General features: G+C 44.2%; 20 protein-coding genes. 16 read left to right on the top strand and 4 right to left on the bottom strand.

The window, feature by feature from the left end; genetic code table 11:
- Positions 1-7: 7 nt before the first annotated feature.
- The 14 genes from CVV77_RS05185 (at position 8) to sipT (ending at position 14,708) form a co-directional block, all read left to right on the top strand.
- Positions 8-1,300 carry a molybdopterin molybdotransferase MoeA gene (locus CVV77_RS05185; protein ID WP_100274778.1) on the top strand — a complete coding sequence of 431 codons (1,293 nt, stop codon included), beginning with the start codon at positions 8-10 and terminating at the stop codon, positions 1,298-1,300.
- Entirely contained in the window at positions 1,261-1,782 is a 522-nt protein-coding gene (gene mobB / locus CVV77_RS05180) for a molybdopterin-guanine dinucleotide biosynthesis protein B (RefSeq protein ID WP_100274777.1), read from the top strand. Before CVV77_RS05185 ends, mobB begins: the two co-directional genes overlap by 40 nt.
- Positions 1,782-2,255, top strand: coding sequence for a molybdenum cofactor biosynthesis protein MoaE (locus CVV77_RS05175; RefSeq protein ID WP_088110998.1), 474 nt, complete (start codon positions 1,782-1,784; stop codon positions 2,253-2,255). Before mobB ends, CVV77_RS05175 begins: the two co-directional genes overlap by 1 nt.
- On the top strand, positions 2,248-2,481 hold the full coding sequence (gene moaD, locus CVV77_RS05170; RefSeq protein WP_100274776.1) for a molybdopterin converting factor subunit 1: 234 nt from the start codon (positions 2,248-2,250) through the stop codon (positions 2,479-2,481). Before CVV77_RS05175 ends, moaD begins: the two co-directional genes overlap by 8 nt.
- 222 nt (positions 2,482-2,703) lie before the next feature.
- Positions 2,704-4,461, top strand: a complete 1,758-nt coding sequence (locus CVV77_RS05165; protein ID WP_100274775.1) for an ABC transporter ATP-binding protein — start codon at positions 2,704-2,706, stop codon at positions 4,459-4,461.
- A 10-nt stretch (positions 4,462-4,471) separates the two neighbouring features.
- Positions 4,472-6,286 (top strand): ABC transporter ATP-binding protein, encoded by a 1,815-nt coding sequence (locus CVV77_RS05160; RefSeq protein ID WP_100274774.1) that lies wholly within the window; start codon positions 4,472-4,474, stop codon positions 6,284-6,286.
- A 114-nt stretch (positions 6,287-6,400) separates the two neighbouring features.
- Positions 6,401-7,096, top strand: a complete 696-nt coding sequence (gene yknW, locus CVV77_RS05155; RefSeq protein WP_100274773.1) for a YknW family membrane protein — start codon at positions 6,401-6,403, stop codon at positions 7,094-7,096.
- Positions 7,097-7,100: 4 nt separating this feature from the next.
- A complete protein-coding gene (locus tag CVV77_RS05150; protein WP_100274772.1) occupies positions 7,101-8,234 on the top strand; it encodes an efflux RND transporter periplasmic adaptor subunit in 1,134 nt (377 codons plus the stop codon).
- Positions 8,235-8,927 (top strand): ABC transporter ATP-binding protein YknY, encoded by a 693-nt coding sequence (gene yknY / locus CVV77_RS05145; protein WP_100274771.1) that lies wholly within the window; start codon positions 8,235-8,237, stop codon positions 8,925-8,927. It begins immediately after the preceding gene.
- The gene (gene skiZ, locus CVV77_RS05140; RefSeq protein ID WP_100274770.1) at positions 8,924-10,117 is read left to right on the top strand and encodes a sporulation-delaying-protein transporter subunit SkiZ; all 1,194 of its coding nucleotides are present in this window, start codon (positions 8,924-8,926) and stop codon (positions 10,115-10,117) included. Before yknY ends, skiZ begins: the two co-directional genes overlap by 4 nt.
- A 279-nt stretch (positions 10,118-10,396) precedes the next feature.
- Positions 10,397-11,152: a DeoR/GlpR family DNA-binding transcription regulator gene (locus CVV77_RS05135; protein ID WP_100274769.1), complete on the top strand. Its 756-nt coding sequence runs from the start codon at positions 10,397-10,399 to the stop codon at positions 11,150-11,152.
- Positions 11,149-12,060 (top strand): 1-phosphofructokinase, encoded by a 912-nt coding sequence (gene pfkB / locus CVV77_RS05130; protein ID WP_019258289.1) that lies wholly within the window; start codon positions 11,149-11,151, stop codon positions 12,058-12,060. Before CVV77_RS05135 ends, pfkB begins: the two co-directional genes overlap by 4 nt.
- 14 nt (positions 12,061-12,074) lie before the next feature.
- Positions 12,075-13,982, top strand: coding sequence for a PTS fructose transporter subunit IIABC (locus CVV77_RS05125; protein ID WP_100274768.1), 1,908 nt, complete (start codon positions 12,075-12,077; stop codon positions 13,980-13,982).
- A gap of 144 nt (positions 13,983-14,126) precedes the next feature.
- Positions 14,127-14,708, top strand: a complete 582-nt coding sequence (gene sipT, locus CVV77_RS05120) for a signal peptidase I sipT (RefSeq protein ID WP_003238872.1) — start codon at positions 14,127-14,129, stop codon at positions 14,706-14,708.
- Positions 14,709-14,743: 35 nt separating this feature from the next.
- Here sipT and CVV77_RS05115 read toward each other — a convergent pair whose 3' ends face one another.
- Positions 14,744-15,013 carry a hypothetical protein gene (locus CVV77_RS05115; protein ID WP_100275141.1) on the bottom strand — a complete coding sequence of 90 codons (270 nt, stop codon included), beginning with the start codon at positions 15,011-15,013 and terminating at the stop codon, positions 14,744-14,746.
- A gap of 177 nt (positions 15,014-15,190) precedes the next feature.
- Between CVV77_RS05115 and CVV77_RS05110 the strand changes: the two genes are divergently transcribed.
- Positions 15,191-16,810, top strand: a complete 1,620-nt coding sequence (locus tag CVV77_RS05110; RefSeq protein WP_003238870.1) for an ABC-F family ATP-binding cassette domain-containing protein — start codon at positions 15,191-15,193, stop codon at positions 16,808-16,810.
- A 59-nt stretch (positions 16,811-16,869) separates the two neighbouring features.
- Positions 16,870-17,781: a ketopantoate reductase family protein gene (locus tag CVV77_RS05105; RefSeq protein WP_100274767.1), complete on the top strand. Its 912-nt coding sequence runs from the start codon at positions 16,870-16,872 to the stop codon at positions 17,779-17,781.
- Between the two features lie 28 nt (positions 17,782-17,809).
- Here CVV77_RS05105 and CVV77_RS05100 read toward each other — a convergent pair whose 3' ends face one another.
- The 3 genes from CVV77_RS05100 to mreBH form a co-directional block, all read right to left on the bottom strand.
- Positions 17,810-19,042 carry an aminopeptidase gene (locus tag CVV77_RS05100; RefSeq protein WP_100274766.1) on the bottom strand — a complete coding sequence of 411 codons (1,233 nt, stop codon included), beginning with the start codon at positions 19,040-19,042 and terminating at the stop codon, positions 17,810-17,812.
- Positions 19,043-19,153: 111 nt separating this feature from the next.
- Positions 19,154-19,288, bottom strand: a complete 135-nt coding sequence (locus tag CVV77_RS05095; RefSeq protein WP_003238865.1) for a protein YkpC — start codon at positions 19,286-19,288, stop codon at positions 19,154-19,156.
- A 100-nt stretch (positions 19,289-19,388) separates the two neighbouring features.
- A complete protein-coding gene (mreBH, locus tag CVV77_RS05090) occupies positions 19,389-20,396 on the bottom strand; it encodes a cell shape-determining protein MreBH (RefSeq protein ID WP_029316824.1) in 1,008 nt (335 codons plus the stop codon).
- Between the last annotated feature and the right edge of the window lie 154 nt (positions 20,397-20,550).

Here is a 20,550-nt window from a genome sequence, read left to right as displayed (position 1 = left end):
GGTCAGAATGCTGGAGAAAAGAACACCGATACCGGTAGACGAGGCAGTTCGGCGTGTCTGCCATTTTCAAAAACAAGGGGAAACAGAATGGGTGGCGCTTGAAGACAGCCTTCATCGATTTTTAGCTGAAGACGTAACAGCAGATCACCATGTACCCGCATTTGACCGTTCGCCATACGACGGTTTTGCCGTCAGAGCGTGCGATACGGCTGAAGCTTCACGTGAGAACCCAGTTCGGTTTGAAGTCATTGACCACATCGGAGCGGGGGCTGTATCTGAAAAAGAACTTGGCCCGTTTGAGGCCGTGCGGATTATGACTGGCGCGCAAATCCCTGAAGGGGCTGATGCTGTCGTCATGATTGAGCTGACTCAACCCTTTGAGGAGAATGGGAAGGCGTTTATGTCTTTAAAACGCCGTTTTCAGCCAGGGGATAATATTTCAAAAACAGGTGAAGACGCTCAAAAAGGGAGTGTTTTATTGAGAAAGGGCACCCGAGTGACACCAGGAGTGACTGCGCTTTTGGCAACGTTCGGATACGCATCTGTGCCTGTCGTGAGAAAGCCTGTTGTCGGGATTATCGCAACCGGTACCGAATTGCTGAATGTCAGTGATCCGCTGGAGCCGGGGAAAATCCGCAACAGCAATGCCAGTATGGTGTATGCGCAAGTAATAGAAGCAGGCGCAACACCGCTTTATTTAGGGAAAATTTCTGATGATCTGGATAAAAGCTTTGCCGCGGTCAAAGAAGCGATGAAAAAGGTTGATTTTCTGATTACAACTGGCGGTGTGTCGGTTGGTGATTTTGACTTTTTGCCAGCGATCTATGAAAAACTCGGAGCGGACGTGCTCTTTAATAAAGTTGCCATGCGCCCGGGCAGCGTGACGACGGTGGCGCATGCACACGATATGCTGCTGTTTGGCCTGTCAGGTAATCCGTCGGCATGCTATGTCGGCTTTGAACTGTTTGTCAAACCGATGATCCAGACATGGCTTCTCAATGAAAAACCTCATTCGATTTGTGCGGAAGCTGTTTTGACTAAGGATTTTCCAAAGCCGAACCCCTTTACCCGATTTGTTCGTGCTTTCGTGTATCATCAGGAAGGAAAGCTGTTGGCGGCACCCGTCGGATTAGATAAATCCAGCTCCGTCACGTCACTTGCAGAAGCAAATGCGTTTATTATCCTGCCGGGCGGCACGAGAGGATATGAATCAGGCAGAACGGTTCAAGTGCTGCTCATCAGAGAAGAGAATGGAAGTGAATGGCCTTGGTCCGTCCTTTCCCGATCGTCCAAGTTGTAGGATTTCAAAACAGCGGGAAAACAACGTTTATCGAGCGCATTCTTGAAAAAGCCTTTGAACAGGGGCTCAATTTCGGCTGCCTGAAGCACCATGGTCACGGCGGTGAACCGCAAACGTTCACTGAAGGAAAAGACACTGACCGTTATCGAGCGGCAGGTGCTAGTGTGACAGCAGTAGAAGGTGCTGGTATATTACAGCTGACAGCCCGCCGCAATTGGGATTTGCCGCGGCTGATTGAGTTATATCGGTTTCTAGAAACAGACTGCCTTCTGATTGAAGGCTTTAAAAAAGCCCCTTATCCTAAAGTGGTTATACTTAGCAAAAAGGAAGATCTAGAAGCGCTGCAGGCAGTAAATACAATCGCCATCATCTATAGAAAAAAAGAGCATATGACAGAGCATCAGGGATTACCCGTTTTTCATGCGGATGATCCGGTTGCCGTGGATTTTGTGCTTTCACAGCTGAAGGGGGAATCTGCATAATGGAACGGTTTGAGATCACGAAAACACCCATTATTACTGAAGACATCATCAAAAAAGTGGAGAAACGGGAAGCAGGGGCAATTACGACATTTATTGGCACGGTTCGGGAATGGACAAACGGAAAAAGAACGGTTCGGCTGGAATATGAGGCATATGAACCGATGGCCGTGCAAATGCTGGCTCAAATCGGCGCTGAAATCGAAGAAAAATGGGGAGGTGCTTCAGCTGCGATCACGCACCGTATAGGTGTGCTGGATATCGGTGAAGCAGCGGTAGTGATCGCTGTATCATCTCCCCATCGGAAAGCTGCTTATGAAGCCAATGAGTATGCGATCGAACGAATTAAACAGATTGTGCCGATTTGGAAAAAAGAAATTTGGGAAGACGGTGAGCAATGGATCGGCGACCAGCTTGAAACAACAGCTTACCCGAACGGAAAACCAGACTTAAGCGAGGGAGAGCAGCATGATTAAAATTCTTTTATTTGCAGGGCTTGCTGAACAGGCTGGCAAACGAGCATTGGAAATAGATATGGAACAAGCAACTACAGACGAAATAAAAGCGAATCTAAAAGAACAATACGGCCTTGCATCCATTGATACAGCTATGATTGCTGTTAACGAAAGCTATGTAAAAGAAAATACCTCCGTATCTTCAGGTGACACGGTAGCCATCATTCCGCCGGTCAGCGGAGGATGAAAACCGGACGGCACTCAGCCGTCCGGTTTTTTTGTGCTTCATTCGCATATCCCCAAGTACTCCCAGCATACAATGATTTTCTGTAAGCGTTTATTTTACATAAGGGACTCCCTATAAAGTAAGAGACTCACTCCAACATTAGACTGAATTTTTGAAAAACAATAGAAATTTATTTCGGGTATCGATATAGTAAAGAAGATATAAACGAGAAAGGTGCTGGATATGGAGACATTTAAAAGATTAAAAATGTTTTATTGGCCGTACAGAAAGGTGTTTATGTGGTCGCTTCTCGCCATGCTTTTGATGACTGCGATTACTGTCGTTTACCCGATTATCCTGCAAATTACGATTGATGAAATCGTGCTGGGGAGGCAGTATCAGCTTGCAGCATGGGTCAGTTTAGGATTTATTGCGGTAATGGCCCTGAAAGGAACCGCCACTTTTTTTCATCAATATTTAGGTGATATGTTCGGGATCAAATCCGTTTATCGGCTGAGAAATGGCCTCTATGAAAAACTGCAGCGGCTTTCTTTTTCTTATTATGATAACGCGAAAACAGGTGATTTGATGTCCAGGCTGACAGCTGATGTTGAAGGGCTTCGTTTTTTCTTATCATACGGTCTCGCTGAGCTCATTCGATTCGTCCTGCTGGTCGCCATCAGCCTGTCGGTCATGTTTTACTATTCTGTTCCACTTACGCTTGTAACAATAGCTGTTCTGCCATTTCTCGCTGTTGCTGTATATCAGTTTGACAAAAGGGTCCATCCTGCCTTTAGAGGCATCCGCAAATCGTTTGCGAAACTCAATACAAAAGTCCAGGAAAATATCAGCGGCATCAATACGGTGAAATCTCTTTCCAGAGAGGATTTTCAGATCAGCACTTTTAATAAGGCTAATGCGGAATACAGGGCACAGTATTTACAAACATCATCCATTTGGTCTGCGTATTTCCCTTTAATGGAGTTCATCGGTAATATTTGTATTGTAGCTCTCCTCTCATATGGCGGCTACTTGGTCATGCAAAATCAGCTTAATCCCGGCGAGCTTGTCGCTTTTTTCAGCCTCGTGAATTATATGATGTGGCCGATTATGAACTTAGGTTTTGTAATCAATATGTTCTCTCAAGCAAAAGCGTCAGGTGAACGCCTGCTGGAAATTCTGGAAAAAGAAGAAGACATCACAGACCATGCTCATGTTTTGCATAAACAAAAATTAACCGGCAATGTCCATTTCGAAAATGTTTCTCTTGCATACGGAAAAGAACAAACAAACGCGCTGCGCAATGTAAGCTTTGAGGCAAACAGCGGGAAGGTAATCGGCCTATTGGGCCCGACAGGTTCAGGCAAAAGCTCAGTTACACAGCTCCTCACCAGATTTTACAGCCCTGTTGGCGGAATGATTACCATTGATCACAAGCCCCTCACAGATTATTCATTAAAAACCCTTCGCTCCAATATCGGGGTCGTACTTCAAGAATCTTTTCTGTTTTCATCTACGATTCGAGCAAACATTTCGTACGGGAGGCCGGATGCCTCAATGGAAGACATCATCGAAGCCGCAAAAAGGGCGCAGGCTCACGACTTTATTATGGAGCTTCCTGACGGATATGACACCATGCTGGGAGAGAGGGGAATGGGGCTTTCCGGCGGACAGAAACAGCGTATTGCCATTGCGAGAGCCATTTGCTTGAACCCGAGCATTTTAATATTGGACGACGCCACAAGTGCAGTAGATATGCAAACGGAGCACAGCATACAGCTTGCCTTAAAAGAAGTCATGAAAAACCGCACAACCTTTATCATCGCTCACCGCATTTCTTCACTGAAACACGCCGATGAAATTCTCGTTTTTGATAAGGGGCGCATTTGTGAAAGGGGAACACATCAAGAGCTTCTTGAAAAAGGCGGCTATTATAAAAAGATTTACGATTTGCAATACCGTGATGTCAAATTGATCAATGAGCCGCATCAGGTCGGATAGGGAGGGCCATATGAAACAAGCAAAAAAACAGGGGATTTTGGAGCGTTTCTATTATTCTTCAGATGAAATCATTGAAAAGCCGTTTAACTGGGCTCAAATGTGGCGGCTGCTGAGCTATGTCAAACCATATCGAAAAACAATTTTGCCGCTTTCCTTTCTCACCGTATTGATTGGGACTGCTGTAAAGCTTGTGATTCCTATTCTGATCGGCGTTTATGTTCTCGATCAAGCCATTACAGCGAGAAACTCGGGGCTGCTGATCCAGCTCATTTTCATCATTAGCGGTTTATATGTCCTCAATTATGCCGCCAATGTGTTAAGAATCAGGTGGATGAATCAGCTTGGCCAGCATGTGATATACGATTTGCGGCAGCATTTATTTACCCATGTGCAGCGCTTATCCCACCGATTTTTTGATCAGCGGTCGGCCGGGTCGATCTTGGTCAGGGTTATGAATGATATTAACTCTCTTCAGGAGCTCTTTACAAGCGGAGTCATCAACTTATTGACGGACTTGCTGCTTTTGGCCGGCGTTATTATCATTTTGTTTACGCTGAGTCCTGAGCTGACTATCGCCATCATGGTGACACTGCCGATTATGTTTTTTATTTCAACAAGTCTAAGGAAAAAAATACGCCGCTCCTGGCAATCGGTGCGTCTAAAGCAATCGAAGCTAAACTCTCATTTGAATGAAAGCATTCAGGGCATCCGTGTCACACAGGCATTTACGCAGGAAGAAGAAAACATGGCGTATTTTGACGGCGTTAATCAGGAGAACTATCAATCTTGGCAGGAAGCAACAAGAAAAAATGCCATGTTCCGTCCGCTGGTAGAAATGACGAATGCGATTGGAACGGCTGTCTTAATTTGGTATGGCGCCACACTCATCATGAATGAAACCATCACGATTGGTGTCTTTGTTTCTTTTGCCTTCTATCTGGGCATGTTTTGGGAACCTATTTCGAGACTGGGCCAGGTCTACAACCAGCTGTTAATGGGGATGGCATCATCAGAGCGGATTTTTGAGTTTCTGGACGAACAGCCAAATGTCAAGGAGAAGCCGGATGCCATTCATAAGAAAACGATAAATGGAGAGATCAGATTTGAAGAGGTTGAATTTTCCTATGATGAAAAACGAAAAGCCCTTCACGCTGTTTCCTTCTCTATCCCGGCGGGCTCGACGCTTGCGCTTGTCGGGCATACGGGAAGCGGGAAAACGACGATCGCCAACTTAATCAGCCGTTTTTATGATGCCACGGGAGGCACGATTAAAATAGACGGTATTCCGATTAAGGATCTTTCTCTTGCCAGTTTGCGCTCTCAAATCAGCATTGTGCTGCAAGATACATTTATTTTCTCCGGGACTATCATGGAAAATATTCGTTTTGGACGGCCGGGTGCTTCAGACGAAGAGGTGATGAAAGCAACCCAAGCGGTCGGAGCGGATGAGTTTATTTCTGGTTTAGCAGGAGGGTACGAAACAGAGGTGGAGGAAAGGGGGAGCGTACTGTCCGCCGGACAGCGCCAGCTCATTTCCTTTGCAAGAGCATTGCTCGCCGATCCGGCTATTATCATCTTGGACGAAGCAACGGCAAGTATTGATACAGAGACGGAGGTGAAAATTCAGCAAGCTTTGAAAACGCTGCTGAAAGGGCGTACAGCAGTGATGATCGCCCACAGATTGTCCACGATCCGCGACGCCGACCGGATCATTGTTCTTGATCACGGCAAGAAAATGGAAGAAGGAAACCATGAGCAGCTGCTCGCTAAAGGAGGCATCTATGCCGGGCTTGTGAAAGCGCAATACAGTACAGCGATAGAATAAGAGCAAAAGCCTTCAGTTATATACTGCAGGCTTTTCGAATTTTATTAGAAAAACATGAAACTTTTTGATACTTCTCCCGTATGATCTGTTAGATATTCTCAAGGAGGTTTTGAAATGGAAACAAATGTAGAAAAAAACAGCGGAATGGTGACTGAAAAGCCGTCACTTTTCGGAGTGATCACAAGTCCGGCCGTTCAATTTGAAAGAATAAGAGAAAGGCCGGTTGTATGGGGGCCGCTTTTTATTGTTGCAGTGATTATCATCGTTGGCGCGGTGTTGCAATCGCTCGGTACGGATTATAGTGAACTTTTGAAAAGCGGGGACACTCAAGGGTTATCAGCTGAACAAATTGAAACTGTCGCAACCATAACCAAATTTGGAGGAATGGCAGGCGCTATTTTCGGCGGTATCGCAGCGTTATTTATTGCCCCTCTTATTTATTGGCTCTGTGTAAAAATATCAGGCGGTGTTACGTCATACAAAAAAATGTTTTCTCTCGGTCTATTTGTCTCTTTGATTAGCAGTCTTGGATTATTGATTAACGGAATTGTTGCTTTTACGACTGACGCGAATCCTCTTTACAGCACGACGTCACTGGCAGGAATTATCCAGTCTGACGGGGCTCTCGCCAGCGTGTTAAACACCTTTGAGATATTCAGTATATGGAGCTATGTATTATTAGCAATCGGACTTCACAAAACAGGCGGCATCTCTAAAAAAGCAGGATGGATTTCAGTCATTGTTCTTTTCGGCATTTTGGTTGCCTTTTCGTTCTTTTCAGGTTTAATCAATTCTGTGGCGGGTGCATAAACTCATGAAAAAAGTTTGGATCGGAATTGGAATCGCCGCTTTAGTCGCTCTTTTTATTGGAATAAATATATACCGGTCTGCCGCTCCGACAAGCGGCAGCGCCGGCCAGAATATACAGACGGGAAGACTCGAAGAAAAAGAAATCTCGTCAACGGTTATGATTCCCGGCACACTTAAATTTTCAAATGAACAGTATGTGTTCTATGAAGCGGATAAAGGGACATTAGAAGACATTAAAGTGAAGGAAGGCGATAAAGTTAAAAAGGACACGCCTTTAGTCACCTATACAAATGAGCAGCTGAGCTTGGAAAAAGAACAGAACCAGTTAACGGCTGAATCGAATCAGCTTCAAATTGACCAAATTCAAGAAAAGATAAAAGCGTTAGACAATAAAGAAAAAGAACTGGCAAAACAGGTTGGAAAGAAAGAAGCAGAAAAACAAATTGAGTCTGAACGGACGGAGCTTCAAATGCAGGAAAAAACAGCTGAGATCGAATTAAAACAAACCGAGCTTCAGCGGCAGTCACTTGCCAGTCGGGTATCAGATCTTGAAGTGAAAAGCGAAATCGAAGGCACTGTTATTTCTGTCAACCAAGAAGCGGCATCCAAAAAATCAGATATTCAAGAGCCTGTCATACATATCGGCAACCCGAAAGACCTTGTCGTCTCAGGGAAATTATCTGAATACGATACACTGAAAGTCAAAAAAGGCCAGAAGGTCACACTCACTTCAGATGTTATCCAGGATAAAACATGGAAAGGCACAGTTTCCGCTGTCGGACTTGTTCCGGATCAGCAGGAAAGCACTGCGGCACAAGGAACAGAACAAGCAGTCCAATACCCCCTTCAAGTGAAAATAAAAGGGAAGCTTCCAGAAGGAAAGCCAGGCTTTAAATTCATCATGAATATTGAAACAGATAAGCGGAAAGCAAATACGCTTCCTTCAAAGGCAGTTAAAAAAGAAGATGATCAATATTATGTGTATACAGTAAAAGACGGAAAAGCAAAACGAGTTGATGTCAAAATCGGTGAAGTAACAGATGATCTGACAGAAATTAAAGAAGGAATTTCTCAAGATGATCAAGTCATTTTGAATCCTTCTGATCAGGTGACCGATGGAACGGAAGTGAAAGCATAAATGATTCAGCTTTCTAATGTGCGAAAAAGCTATCAGATCGGCAGGGAAACGTTTGATGTTCTCCATTCTATTCATTTGGACATCCATCAAGGGGAATATGTCTCAATTATGGGGCCGTCAGGATCAGGGAAATCGACGATCATGAATATAATCGGCTGCCTTGACCGGCCGACTTCCGGTACGTATAAATTAGACGGCGAAGATATTTCTTCATATAAAGATAAAGAATTGGCGGCAGTCCGTAACCAGTCCATCGGTTTTGTATTTCAGCAATTTCAGCTTCTTCCGCGGCTGAATGCCAAAAAAAACGTCGAGCTGCCGATGATTTATTCCGGGATAGGCAAAAAAGAACGTCAAGAGCGGGCTGAGAGAGCGTTGGAAAAAGTCGGGTTAGCTGATCGAATGCTCCACATGCCCAATGAGCTGTCGGGCGGGCAGAAGCAGCGGGTGGCGATTGCGAGGGCGATCGTGAATGAGCCAAAATTGATTTTAGCTGATGAACCGACCGGCGCGCTTGATACGAAAACAAGCGCGGCAATTATGGATCAATTTACAGCATTAAATGCCGAGGGAACGACAATCGTTCTTGTTACTCACGAGCCGGAGGTTGCGGATTGCACGAATCGGATCATCATGGTGCGTGACGGAAACATTGTTCCTGCCAGCTCCGGGCAAAGGAGCGTGGGAGAATGAGCCTGTTAGAGAACATCAGAATGGCTCTAAGCTCTGTCCTTGCCCATAAAATGCGTTCAATCTTAACGATGCTCGGCATTATCATTGGTGTAGGCTCTGTCATTGTCGTCGTTGCGGTAGGGCAGGGCGGCGAGCAAATGCTGAAGCAGTCGATCAGCGGTCCGGGAAATACCGTGGAGCTGTACTACATGCCAAGCGATGAGGAGCTTGCAAGCAATCCGAACGCTGCAGCAGAATCTACGTTTACAGAAAACGATATTAAAGGTTTAAAAGAGATAGAGGGCATCAAACAAGTCGTTGCTTCCACTTCAGAGAGTATGACAGCGCGTTATCATGAGGAAGAAACGGATGTTACGATTAACGGAATAAACGATGGATATATGAATGTCAATTCTTTAAAAATAGAAAGCGGCAGAACCTTTACCGACAATGATTTTCTCGCGGGGAAAAGAGCCGGAGTCATCTCTCAAAAGATGGCAGAAGAGCTGTTTGATAAAACCTCCCCTCTCGGTGAAGTAGTCTGGGTCAACGGACAGCCTGTTGAAATTATCGGCGTGCTGAAAAAAGAAACAGGCTTGCTTTCTTTCGGATTAAGTGAAATGTATGTGCCATTTAATATGATGAAATCCTCTTTTGGCACAAGTGATTTCAGTAACGTATCATTGCAAGTCGAATCAGCAGACAACATAAAATCAGCTGGAAAAGAAGCTGCACAGCTGGTAAATGACAATCATGGCACAAAGGATTCTTATCAAGTGATGAACATGGAAGAGATTGCTGCCGGAATTGGCAAAGTAACGGCGATTATGACGACAATTATCGGCTCAATTGCAGGCATCTCTCTTTTGGTCGGCGGAATCGGTGTTATGAATATTATGCTCGTATCAGTCACAGAACGGACGCGAGAAATCGGAATCAGAAAATCACTCGGTGCGACGAGGGGGCAGATTCTGACTCAGTTTTTAATTGAATCAGTCGTATTGACGCTTATCGGCGGACTGATTGGGATAGGAATCGGGTACGGAGGGGCCGCGCTTGTTTCTGCCATTGCGGGCTGGCCGTCACTCATATCCTGGCAGGTTGTATGCGGGGGCGTGCTTTTCAGTATGCTCATTGGTGTTATTTTCGGCATGCTTCCTGCAAATAAAGCCGCAAAGCTTGATCCGATTGAAGCTCTGCGTTACGAGTAGCCTCATGCAACATGCATGAGGCTTTTTTATGTTTAGTGATTTCTACTACGAATATAAAAGACTTTTTTCATTAAAATAAGAAGAAAATGTCGTACAATTGTCCTTATTTTTGTCGAATTTACAGTTTACAAACCCTATAGACATGCGTTAATATGGAGAAACGTGAAAGATTTTGATAGTTATTGAATGAATTTGAATGATTTTAGTTGCCTAAACTGAAAATAGCGTTTACAATGAAATTGTATTCAAAATGAATACGTTTTCATTAGGAGGTGAAGCATGCTAACTCCTGAACGGCATCAATTGATTATTGATCAAATAGAAAAGTATGATGTGGTAAAAATTCAAGAGCTCATAAATCTGACAAATGCTTCTGAATCAACAATCAGAAGAGATTTATCGACACTTGAAGAACGCGGTTTTTTAAAGCGTGTTCATGGGGGAGCTGCCAAGCTTTCCGATATTAGACTTGAACCCGATATGCTTGAAAAATCATCCAAAAACCTTCACGATAAATTGAAGATTGCTGAAAAAGCGGCTTCATTTTTAGAAGAAGGGGATTGCATTTATCTTGATGCAGGCACGACGACTTTGCACATGATTGATTTTATGGATAAAAGCAAAGATATTGTCGTTGTCACAAACGGGGTGATGCATATCGAAGCATTAATAAGGAAAGAAATTTCTTTTTATCTGCTTGGAGGATACGTAAAGCACAGAACGGGCGCGGTTATTGGAGGCGCTTCACTGATTGCCATGGATCAGTACAGATTCGATAAGAGCTTTCTGGGGACAAACGGTGTCCATACAGAGGCTGGATTCACAACGCCGGACCCTGATGAGGCCCTTTTAAAACAGAAAGCTGTCAAACAGGCAAAACACGCTTACGTCTTAGCAGACCCTTCGAAATTCGGAGAAATTTCATTTTCGGCATTCGCCGGAATAGGCGACGCAACAATCATTACGACTGACGCTGAAGAGCTTACATTCGATAATTACCAAGAAAAAACTGTCGTAAAGGTAGTGAAACCATGATTTACACTGTAACACTTAATCCATCTGTCGATTATATTGTTCACGTTGAAGATTTTACTGTAGGAGGCCTGAACCGTTCCGTATACGATACAAAGTATCCAGGGGGCAAAGGCATCAACGTATCGAGACTGCTGAAAAGACACCATGTACCGTCTAAAGCGCTCGGATTTGTCGGCGGATTTACCGGAGAATATATCAAAACGTTTTTGCGGGAAGAAAACCTGGAAACAGCTTTTTCTGAAGTAAAAGAAGATACCCGTATCAATGTAAAGCTGAAAACTGGTGATGAAACTGAAATTAACGGGCAGGGACCGACAATTTCGGATGAAGATTTCAAAGCCTTTTTAGAACAGTTCCAATCTTTGCAAGAGGGAGATATCGTCGTCCTTGCAGGAAGCATTCCATCTTCACTGCCTCACGATACTTATGAAAAAATCGCAGAGGCCAGCAAACAGCAGAACGCGCGAGTTGTTCTGGATATCTCAGGCGAGGCGCTTTTAAAAGCGACAGAAATGAAACCGTTTTTGATGAAGCCAAACCATCATGAGCTGGGAGAAATGTTCGGCACGACAATTACATCTGTTGAAGAAGCTGTTCCTTATGGGAAAAAGCTTGTAGAACAAGGCGCTGAACATGTAATCGTATCCATGGCCGGAGACGGAGCGCTTCTGTTTACGAAGGAAGCTGTTTACTTTGCTAACGTGCCAAAGGGGAAATTGGTAAACTCAGTCGGAGCAGGAGATTCAGTCGTTGCAGGTTTTCTTGCCGGTATTTCCAAACAGCTGCCGCTTGAAGAAGCATTCCGCTTAGGAGTGACATCAGGCAGCGCTACCGCGTTCTCTGAAGAACTTGGAACAGAAGAATTTGTCCAGCAGCTTCTTCCTGAAGTTAAGGTCACACGTCTATAGAGGAGGAAACAAAAGTGAAAATAACTGAGCTTTTAACGAAGCATACGATAAAGCTTAATATTGAGAGCAAAGAAAAAGAAAATGTTATTGACGAAATGGTCACTGTTCTTGATAAGGCTGGAAAGTTAAATGACCGACAAGCCTACAAAGAAGCCATTTTAAATCGTGAGAGCCAGAGCTCAACGGGTATTGGTGAAGGAATCGCTATCCCGCATGCGAAAACGGCAAGCGTTATCAACCCGGCGATTGCGTTCGGACGTTCTAAAGACGGTGTCGATTATGAATCATTAGACGGCCAGCCGGCTCACTTGGTGTTCATGATCGCTGCGACTGAAGGCGCAAACAACACTCACCTTGAAGCATTGTCAAGACTTTCAACGCTGCTAATGCGTGAAGAAATCCGCAAGCAGCTCCTTGAAGCTGAGTCAGAAGATGCCATCATCGCCATTATTAATCAGCACGATAAAGATGATGACGATGAGGAAGAGGAAGAAGAAGCGGCACCAGCACCTGCCGGAAAAGGGAAAATCTTAGCGGTTACTGCATGTCCGACAGGTATTGCACACACATTCATGGCGGCGGATGCCCTTAAAGAAAAAGCGAAAGAGCTTGGTGTGGACATTAAGGTCGAAACAAATGGGTCAAGCGGTATTAAGCACAAGCTGACTGCCCAAGAAATTGAAGATGCACCTGCAATCATTGTCGCAGCGGACAAGCAGGTTGAAATGGAGCGCTTTAAAGGCAAGCGCGTGCTTCAAGTACCTGTTACAGCAGGTATTAGACGCCCGCAAGAGCTTATCGAAAAAGCGATGAATCAAGATGCGCCGATTTATCAAGGAAGCGGCGGTGCTTCTTCAGCTTCAAACGATGAAGATGAAGCAAGAGGCAAGTCTGGCAACAGCATCGGAAGCGCGTTTTATAAGCATTTGATGAGCGGTGTCAGCAACATGCTTCCGTTCGTAGTCGGCGGCGGTATCCTCGTTGCCATTTCATTCTTCTGGGGAATTAATTCATCCAATCCGGATGATCCTACTTACAATACGTTTGCTGCAGCTCTTAAGTTTATCGGCGGTGACAATGCATTAGGATTAATTGTGGCTGTTCTTGCCGGATTCATCGCAATGAGTATTGCAGACCGTCCTGGTTTTGCGCCTGGTATGGTCGGCGGATTTATGGCAACTCAAGCAAATGCTGGATTCTTAGGCGGTTTAATTGCCGGATTCCTGGCTGGTTATATCGTTGTTCTTTTGAAAAAAGCATTCGTCTTTATTCCGCAGTCACTTGACGGACTGAAACCTGTATTAATTTATCCGCTGCTTGGTATTTTCTTAACTGGTATTATCATGCGTTTCGTTGTGAATACACCGGTAGCGGCATTTATGGATTTCTTAACAAACTGGCTTGAAAGCCTTGGTACTGGAAACTTAGTATTAATGGGTATTATTTTGGGCGGTATGATGGCGATCGATATGGGTGGCCCGCTTAATAAAGCAGCCTTTACGTTCGGTATCGCGATGATCGATGCAGGCAACTATGCGCCTCATGCAGCGATCATGGCCGGCGGTATGGTTCCTCCGCTTGGTATCGCACTTGCAACAACAATTTTCCGAAACAAGTTCTCTCAGCGTGACCGTGAAGCAGGTATTACATGCTACTTCATGGGTGCTGCTTTCGTAACAGAGGGAGCGATCCCGTTTGCTGCGGCTGATCCGCTTCGCGTCATTCCAGCTGCTGTCGTTGGTGCAGCTGTTGCCGGCGGATTAACAGAATTCTTCCGTGTAACGCTTCCGGCCCCTCACGGAGGAGTATTCGTAGCCTTCATTACAAACCACCCGCTGCTTTACCTATTAAGTATCGTGATCGGTGCTGTTGTGATGGCAATTATCCTCGGTATCTTAAAAAAACCTGTTACAGAGAAATAAGAAAAAAAGCGTCCTTCATTCGAAAGGACGCTTTTTCTTTATCCTGCTGGCGGGAGCGCGGTTAAGTTATGTACTTTATCATCATTTATGATAAAGTAAAAGAAGGGAAACAACTGACATAGCAATCGTCTAGGAGGAAACACTTTGACCGAGGAAAAAAACACGAAAACTGAAAAAACGGCGAAGAAAAAAACCAATACGTACTTGGAATGGGGAAAAGCGATTGTCATCGCTGTTCTGCTGGCTCTCCTGATCCGTCACTTTTTGTTTGAGCCTTATTTAGTTGAAGGTTCATCTATGTATCCCACATTACATGATGGAGAAAGGCTGTTTGTGAATAAAACAGTCAACTATATCGGCGAACTGCAGCGCGGAGATATCGTCATTATCAACGGTGAGACGTCAAAAATCCATTATGTAAAAAGATTGATCGGAAAGCCTGGAGAAACCGTTCAAATGAAGGATGACACGCTTTATATAAACGGAAAAAAAGTAGCCGAACCTTATTTGTCTAAAAACAAAAAGGAAGCAGAAAAACTTGGTGTCAGTCTGACAGGCGACTTTGGACCGGTTAAGGTTCCAAAAGGCAAATATTTTGTCATGGGAGATAACCGGCTGAATTCAATGGACAGCCGAAACGGGCTGGGACTGATTGCGGAAGACCGGATTGTCGGCACATCGAAGTTTGTCTTTTTCCCGTTTAACGAAATGCGTCAAACAAAATAAAAACGCCTTGCTGGCCTTTGGACAGCAGGCGTTTTTTAATTTGAAAAAGAAGCGACGAATGCAATGCATAATACCGTGATGAACACTGAACCGATAATGGCCAGCACACTGAAGAAAAGGTGAACCTGTTTGTTCTCTTTTCCGCGCTTTTCTAAAAGTCGTTTAGAGAAAATATGCGAAAATATGTAAATAAGGGCTATGCCAATATATAAGCCGATATCTTTGGCGGTAAAGCCTGTTACGGCAAGGTAAAAGCCCGTAAAAAAGATTAATAAGCAGTATTCAGTAAGTGTTAAAAGCCTCAACGTGTTCCTCCGTGAGAGTGTAATTTTCCAGCCGGATGCATCTCTCTGGTTCATTGTAACATAGCTGGCCGCTTTGAGTGTATAAGTGTTTTCTCTCTGTTTTATCAGGGAATCATTTCTCTTGCCCTGCATTCATGGTATACTTTTATTGATGATAGACATGATGGAGGATAATAAATGATTGCTGTAAATAATGTAAGCTTGCGGTTTGCAGATCGCAAGTTATTTGAAGATGTTAATATTAAATTTACCCCAGGCAACTGCTATGGGTTAATTGGTGCAAATGGTGCCGGTAAATCAACGTTTCTGAAAGTGTTATCAGGCGAAATTGAGCCTCAGACAGGCGACGTTCATATGAGTCCTGGCGAGCGTCTTGCCGTCTTGAAGCAGAACCATTTTGAGTACGAAGAGTATGAAGTGCTGAAAGTGGTCATTATGGGTCACAAACGCCTGTATGAAGTCATGCAGGAGAAAGACGCTATTTACATGAAGCCTGATTTCTCAGATGAGGATGGAATTCGTGCTGCTGAGCTCGAAGGTGAATTTGCAGAGCTGAACGGATGGGAAGCGGAAAGTGAAGCTGCGATCCTTCTAAAAGGCCTTGGAATCTCAGAAGATCTTCATACGAAGAAGATGGAAGACCTTGGCGGTTCAGAGAAAGTAAAAGTGCTCTTGGCCCAGGCATTATTCGGCAAGCCGGATGTTCTGCTGCTTGATGAGCCGACGAACCACTTGGACCTTCAGGCGATTCAGTGGCTGGAAGAGTTTCTGATTAACTTTGAAAACACAGTTATTGTCGTATCCCATGATCGTCACTTCTTAAATAAAGTGTGTACACACATCGCTGACCTTGATTTTAACAAAATCCAAATCTATGTCGGAAACTATGATTTCTGGTACGAATCAAGCCAGCTGGCGTTAAAGCTTTCTCAAGAAGCGAACAAGAAAAAAGAAGAGCAAATTAAACAGCTTCAAGAGTTTGTCGCTAGATTCAGCGCCAATGCGTCTAAATCTAAGCAGGCAACATCAAGAAAGAAACTTCTTGAAAAAATTACGCTGGATGATATTAAACCGTCTTCCCGCCGCTATCCTTACGTTAACTTTACGCCGGAACGGGAAATCGGAAATGATGTTCTTCGGGTGGAAGGCTTAACGAAAACAATCGATGGCGTAAAAGTGCTCGACAATGTCAGCTTCATTATGAATAGAGAAGATAAAATTGCTTTTACTGGCCGCAATGAACTGGCTGTTACTACGCTGTTTAAAATCATTTCCGGGGAAATGGAAGCTGACAGCGGAACGTATAAATGGGGCGTTACAACATCTCAAGCGTTTTTTCCAAAAGACAACAGCGAATATTTCGAAGGCAGTGATCTGAATCTTGTAGACTGGCTTCGCCAATATTCTCCTCACGACCAAAGTGAGAGCTTTTTACGCGGATTCTTAGGTCGCATGCTGTTCTCCGGCGAAGAAGTCCACAAAAAAGCAAATGTACTATCCGGGGGAGAAAAGGTTCGCTGTATGCTTTCGAAAGCGATGCTTTCTGGCGCCAATATTTTAATTTTGGATGAGCCGACCAACCATTTAGACTTAGAATCCATTACAGCGCTCAATAACGGCTTAATCAGCTTTAAAGGCGCTATGCTGTTTACATCCCATGACCATCAGTTTGTACAGACCATTGCCAACAGAATTATAGAAATTACACCTAACGGCATCGTCGATAAGCAAATGAGCTATGATGAGTTCCTTGAAAATGCTGATGTGCAGAAAAAATTGACTGAACTATACGCGTGATAAAAAAAGCAGAGATTCCTCTGCTTTTTTTGCTACATAGATATGAAAGGGGACACGACATGAAATTTTTAGTTGTCGGAGCAGGAGGAGTAGGCGGGTATATTGGCGGACGGCTTGCAGAGAAAGGCAATGATGTGACATTTCTCGTACGCCAAAAAAGAGCTGAGCAGTTAAAAGAAACCGGGCTTGCCATCCATAGTGAAAAAGGGAATGTATCATTTCAGCCCGCATTAATCAGTGCTGGAGAAACAGGGCAGTTTGATGTCGTTATCATCGCTTCTAAAGCATATTCACTTGGTCAAGTAATAAACGATGTCAAACCGTTTATCAATCGCGAATCTGTCATTATCCCTTTCTTAAACGGGTACCGACACTACGAGCAGCTGTTTGCGGCATTTTCAAAAGAACAGGTGCTGGGCGGTTTGTGTTTTATAGAAAGTGCCCTAGACAACAAGGGAGAAATTCATCATACGAGCGCATCGCATCGTTTTGTATTCGGAGAATGGAACGGTGAGCGTACGGAACGAATAACAGCGCTTGAAGAGGCATTTTCAGGCGTGAAGGCAGAAGTCATTATCAGCGAGCATATCGAGAAGGACATTTGGAAAAAGTATCTGTTTATTGCGGCGCAATCGGGGATCACAACGTTATTTCAAAGGCCGCTTGGCCCGATCCTCGAAACAGAAGGCGGACGTCACACGGCTCAAACTCTTATTGGAGAGATTGGCTCTATTTTGCGAAAAGACGGCGTTCCGGCTGATCCGAGTCTTGAGGAAGAGAGCTTCCAGACGATGTTAAGCATGTCTTATCATATGAAGTCCTCCATGCTGCGTGACATGGAAAACGGACAAACGACTGAAGGCCACCACCTGCACGGCTTTTTGCTTGAAAAAGCAAAGCGTTTATCTCTTCCGGCACCTATATTAGAAACGGTTTATGCCAATCTGCAAATGTATGAAGCAGAAAAATAAAAAGGAGGCGAAAGCCTCCTTTTGTTTATTAAAAAGCCCAATTTCCGTTTCTGAAGATAGGCTCTCTTTTACCGTCTGCTGTAATTCCGTCAATATTCATATCCTGAGAACCAACCATAAAGTCCACGTGTGTAATGCTTTCATTTAAGCCTTCTTTGACAAGCTCCTCACGAGACATCTGTTTTCCGCCTTCAATGTTAAAGGCATAGGCACTGCCGATCGCCAAATGATTTGACGCATTTTCATCAAACAATGTGTTATAGAAAAGAATATTTGATTGTGATATAGGCGAATCGTAAGGAACAAGTGCCACTTCACCTAAATAGTGAGAACCCTCATCTGTTTCCACCAGTTCTTTTAAAATGTCCTCGCCTTTTTCGGCTTTAATGTCGACTATACGGCCATTTTCAAAAGTGAGGGTGAAGTTTTCGATAATATTTCCGCCGTAGCTTAACGGTTTTGTGCTCGATACGACTCCGTCGACTCCATCTTTTTGCGGCAGCGTAAATACTTCCTCTGTCGGCATATTGGCCATAAACTCATGGCCGCTTTCATTTACGCTGCCCGCGCCTGCCCAAACATGCTTTTTCGGCAGCTTAATGGTTAAATCAGTTCCCTTTGCTTGATAATGTAAAGCAGCATAATGTCTCTCGTTCAAATGGTCAACTTTTTCATGTAGATTTTGATCATGCTTGATCCAAGCTTGTACCGGGTCGTCTTCGTTTACGCGCGTTGCTTTAAAAATTTCTTCCCACAGAAGCTGAATCGCTTCCTCTTCTGATTTGCCAGGAAACACTTTCTGAGCCCAGCCTGCTGATGCCGCACCTACGACAGTCCAGCTGACTTTGTCCGATTGAATATATTGTCTGTATGTATGTAATGCTTTGCCTGCTGCTTTTTGGAATGCAGCAATCCGTTTGGAATCTACACCTTTTAGTAGGTCTGGGTTTGACGACACGACAGAGATGAAAGCAGCTCCTTTTTTAGCAAGCTCTTCTCTGCCTTTTGCTTCCCATTCAGGGTATTCTTCAAATGCTTCAAACGGCGCGAGTTCATATTTGAATTTGGCGACTTCGTCATCCTGCCAATTCACCGTTACATTTTTTGCGCCTTTTTCATATGCATGTTTCACAATGAAGCGGACAAAATCCCGTACATCTGTTGAAGCATTTACGACTACATACTGGCCTTTTTGGACGTTTACGCCGACTTCGACCGCCAGCTGTGCATATGTATTTAATTTCTGTGAAATTGAATCCATGAATCATTCCTCCTCAAGCTTTTTTCTCATCATATCAAATATAATCCTATAAAGGAAAGAAAGGAGGCCAAAGTGAAAAACCCAAAACAACATGTCTTGGGTTTTTCGATATTATGGATGATTCAGTTTTACAGTGCCGCCTGCAGGCGAATGGGGCATATTTGCCAAAGAAATGCTCATGCCTCCAAGAATGATTCCGCTTAAAATGGCTGCGATCGCTACTCTTCTTCCTAAATCTCTTAGCATCTGTTTCCTCCTTAACGTTTCTCCATTTCCCACAATATGAAGGAAGTGAGGAAAAAAGAAGCAAGAAATTTGCTGGATGTGAGATTTTTGCAGGAAAAGACTATTTAATCGCCTTTTGAAGCTTATCGATCACTTCTAAAGAACGGCCTGTGCCGATTGCCACAGATTCAAGCGGATTTTGCGCCACGTGTACAGGCACTACAATCTCTTCTGTGAGCCATTCTTTTATCCCGTTAAGAAGCGCGCCGCCGCCCGTTAAAATAACGCCACGATCAACAATATCTCCGCTCAATTCAGGCGGGCAGTCCTCAAGCGTAGCTCTGATGGCTTCAAGAATATGCAGAAGAGATTCACGCATGGCATCTTGAATTTCGTTAGATTGAAGCATAATCGTTTTTGGAAGGCCTGTTACAAGGTCGCGTCCCCGAATTTCCATTGCTTCCGGCACATGCTCAATCAGGGCATGGCCAATTTCCATTTTCACCTGCTCAGCTGTGCGTTCCCCGATCAGCAAATTGTATTTTTTCCGGACAAAAGAAACGATATCCTCATCAAGCTGGTCTCCGCCGATTCTGATAGAGTGACAGGAAACAACGCCTCCGAAGGAAATGATGGCGACCTCTGTCGTCCCTCCGCCGATGTCTACTACCACATTGGCAACCGGCTCATCAACCGGTAAATCCGCTCCGATTGCGGCTGCTACTGGCTCTTCAATTAAATGGACGTTTTTCGCGCCGCAATTTTTCACTGCATCACTGATGGCGCGGCGTTCTACTGCTGTTGAGCCTGACGGTGTGCAAACGACTACATTCGGTTTTCTGAACGACATGCCGATGCTTTTTGCGGCTTTTTTCATAATGTGCTTTAACAAATCAGTTGTCATATCATAGTCTGCGATAACGCCATCTTTCATTGGTCTGACAGCGACAATTTTTCCCGGCGTTTTGCCAATCATGTTTTTTGCGTCAGCTCCGATAGCAAGTACTGCTTTTGTCGTTGTATCCACGGCAACAACAGATGGTTCATTTAAGATAATTCCTTTATTTTTGCTGTAAACAAGTATATTAGCTGTTCCTAAGTCAATCCCGATTTCAGTTGATTGAAACATGTCTTCACCCAATCTCTATCCTGATTTTATATGATTCTACATTTAAAGTTTCTAAGAAATGAAGCGATTTTTGGGGGTGTGCGTCGGGAAAGAAATGTTTTTGTAAAAAAACGCGGAACTGTGTAACAGAAGTAATACATTTCTCGGTTTTATG

This window comes from Bacillus sp. SN1 (genome assembly GCF_002796895.1).
Lineage (GTDB): Bacteria > Bacillota > Bacilli > Bacillales > Bacillaceae > Bacillus > Bacillus inaquosorum.
Note: the sequence above shows the minus strand (reverse complement) of the source record. Positions and strands in the feature narration are given on the sequence as shown.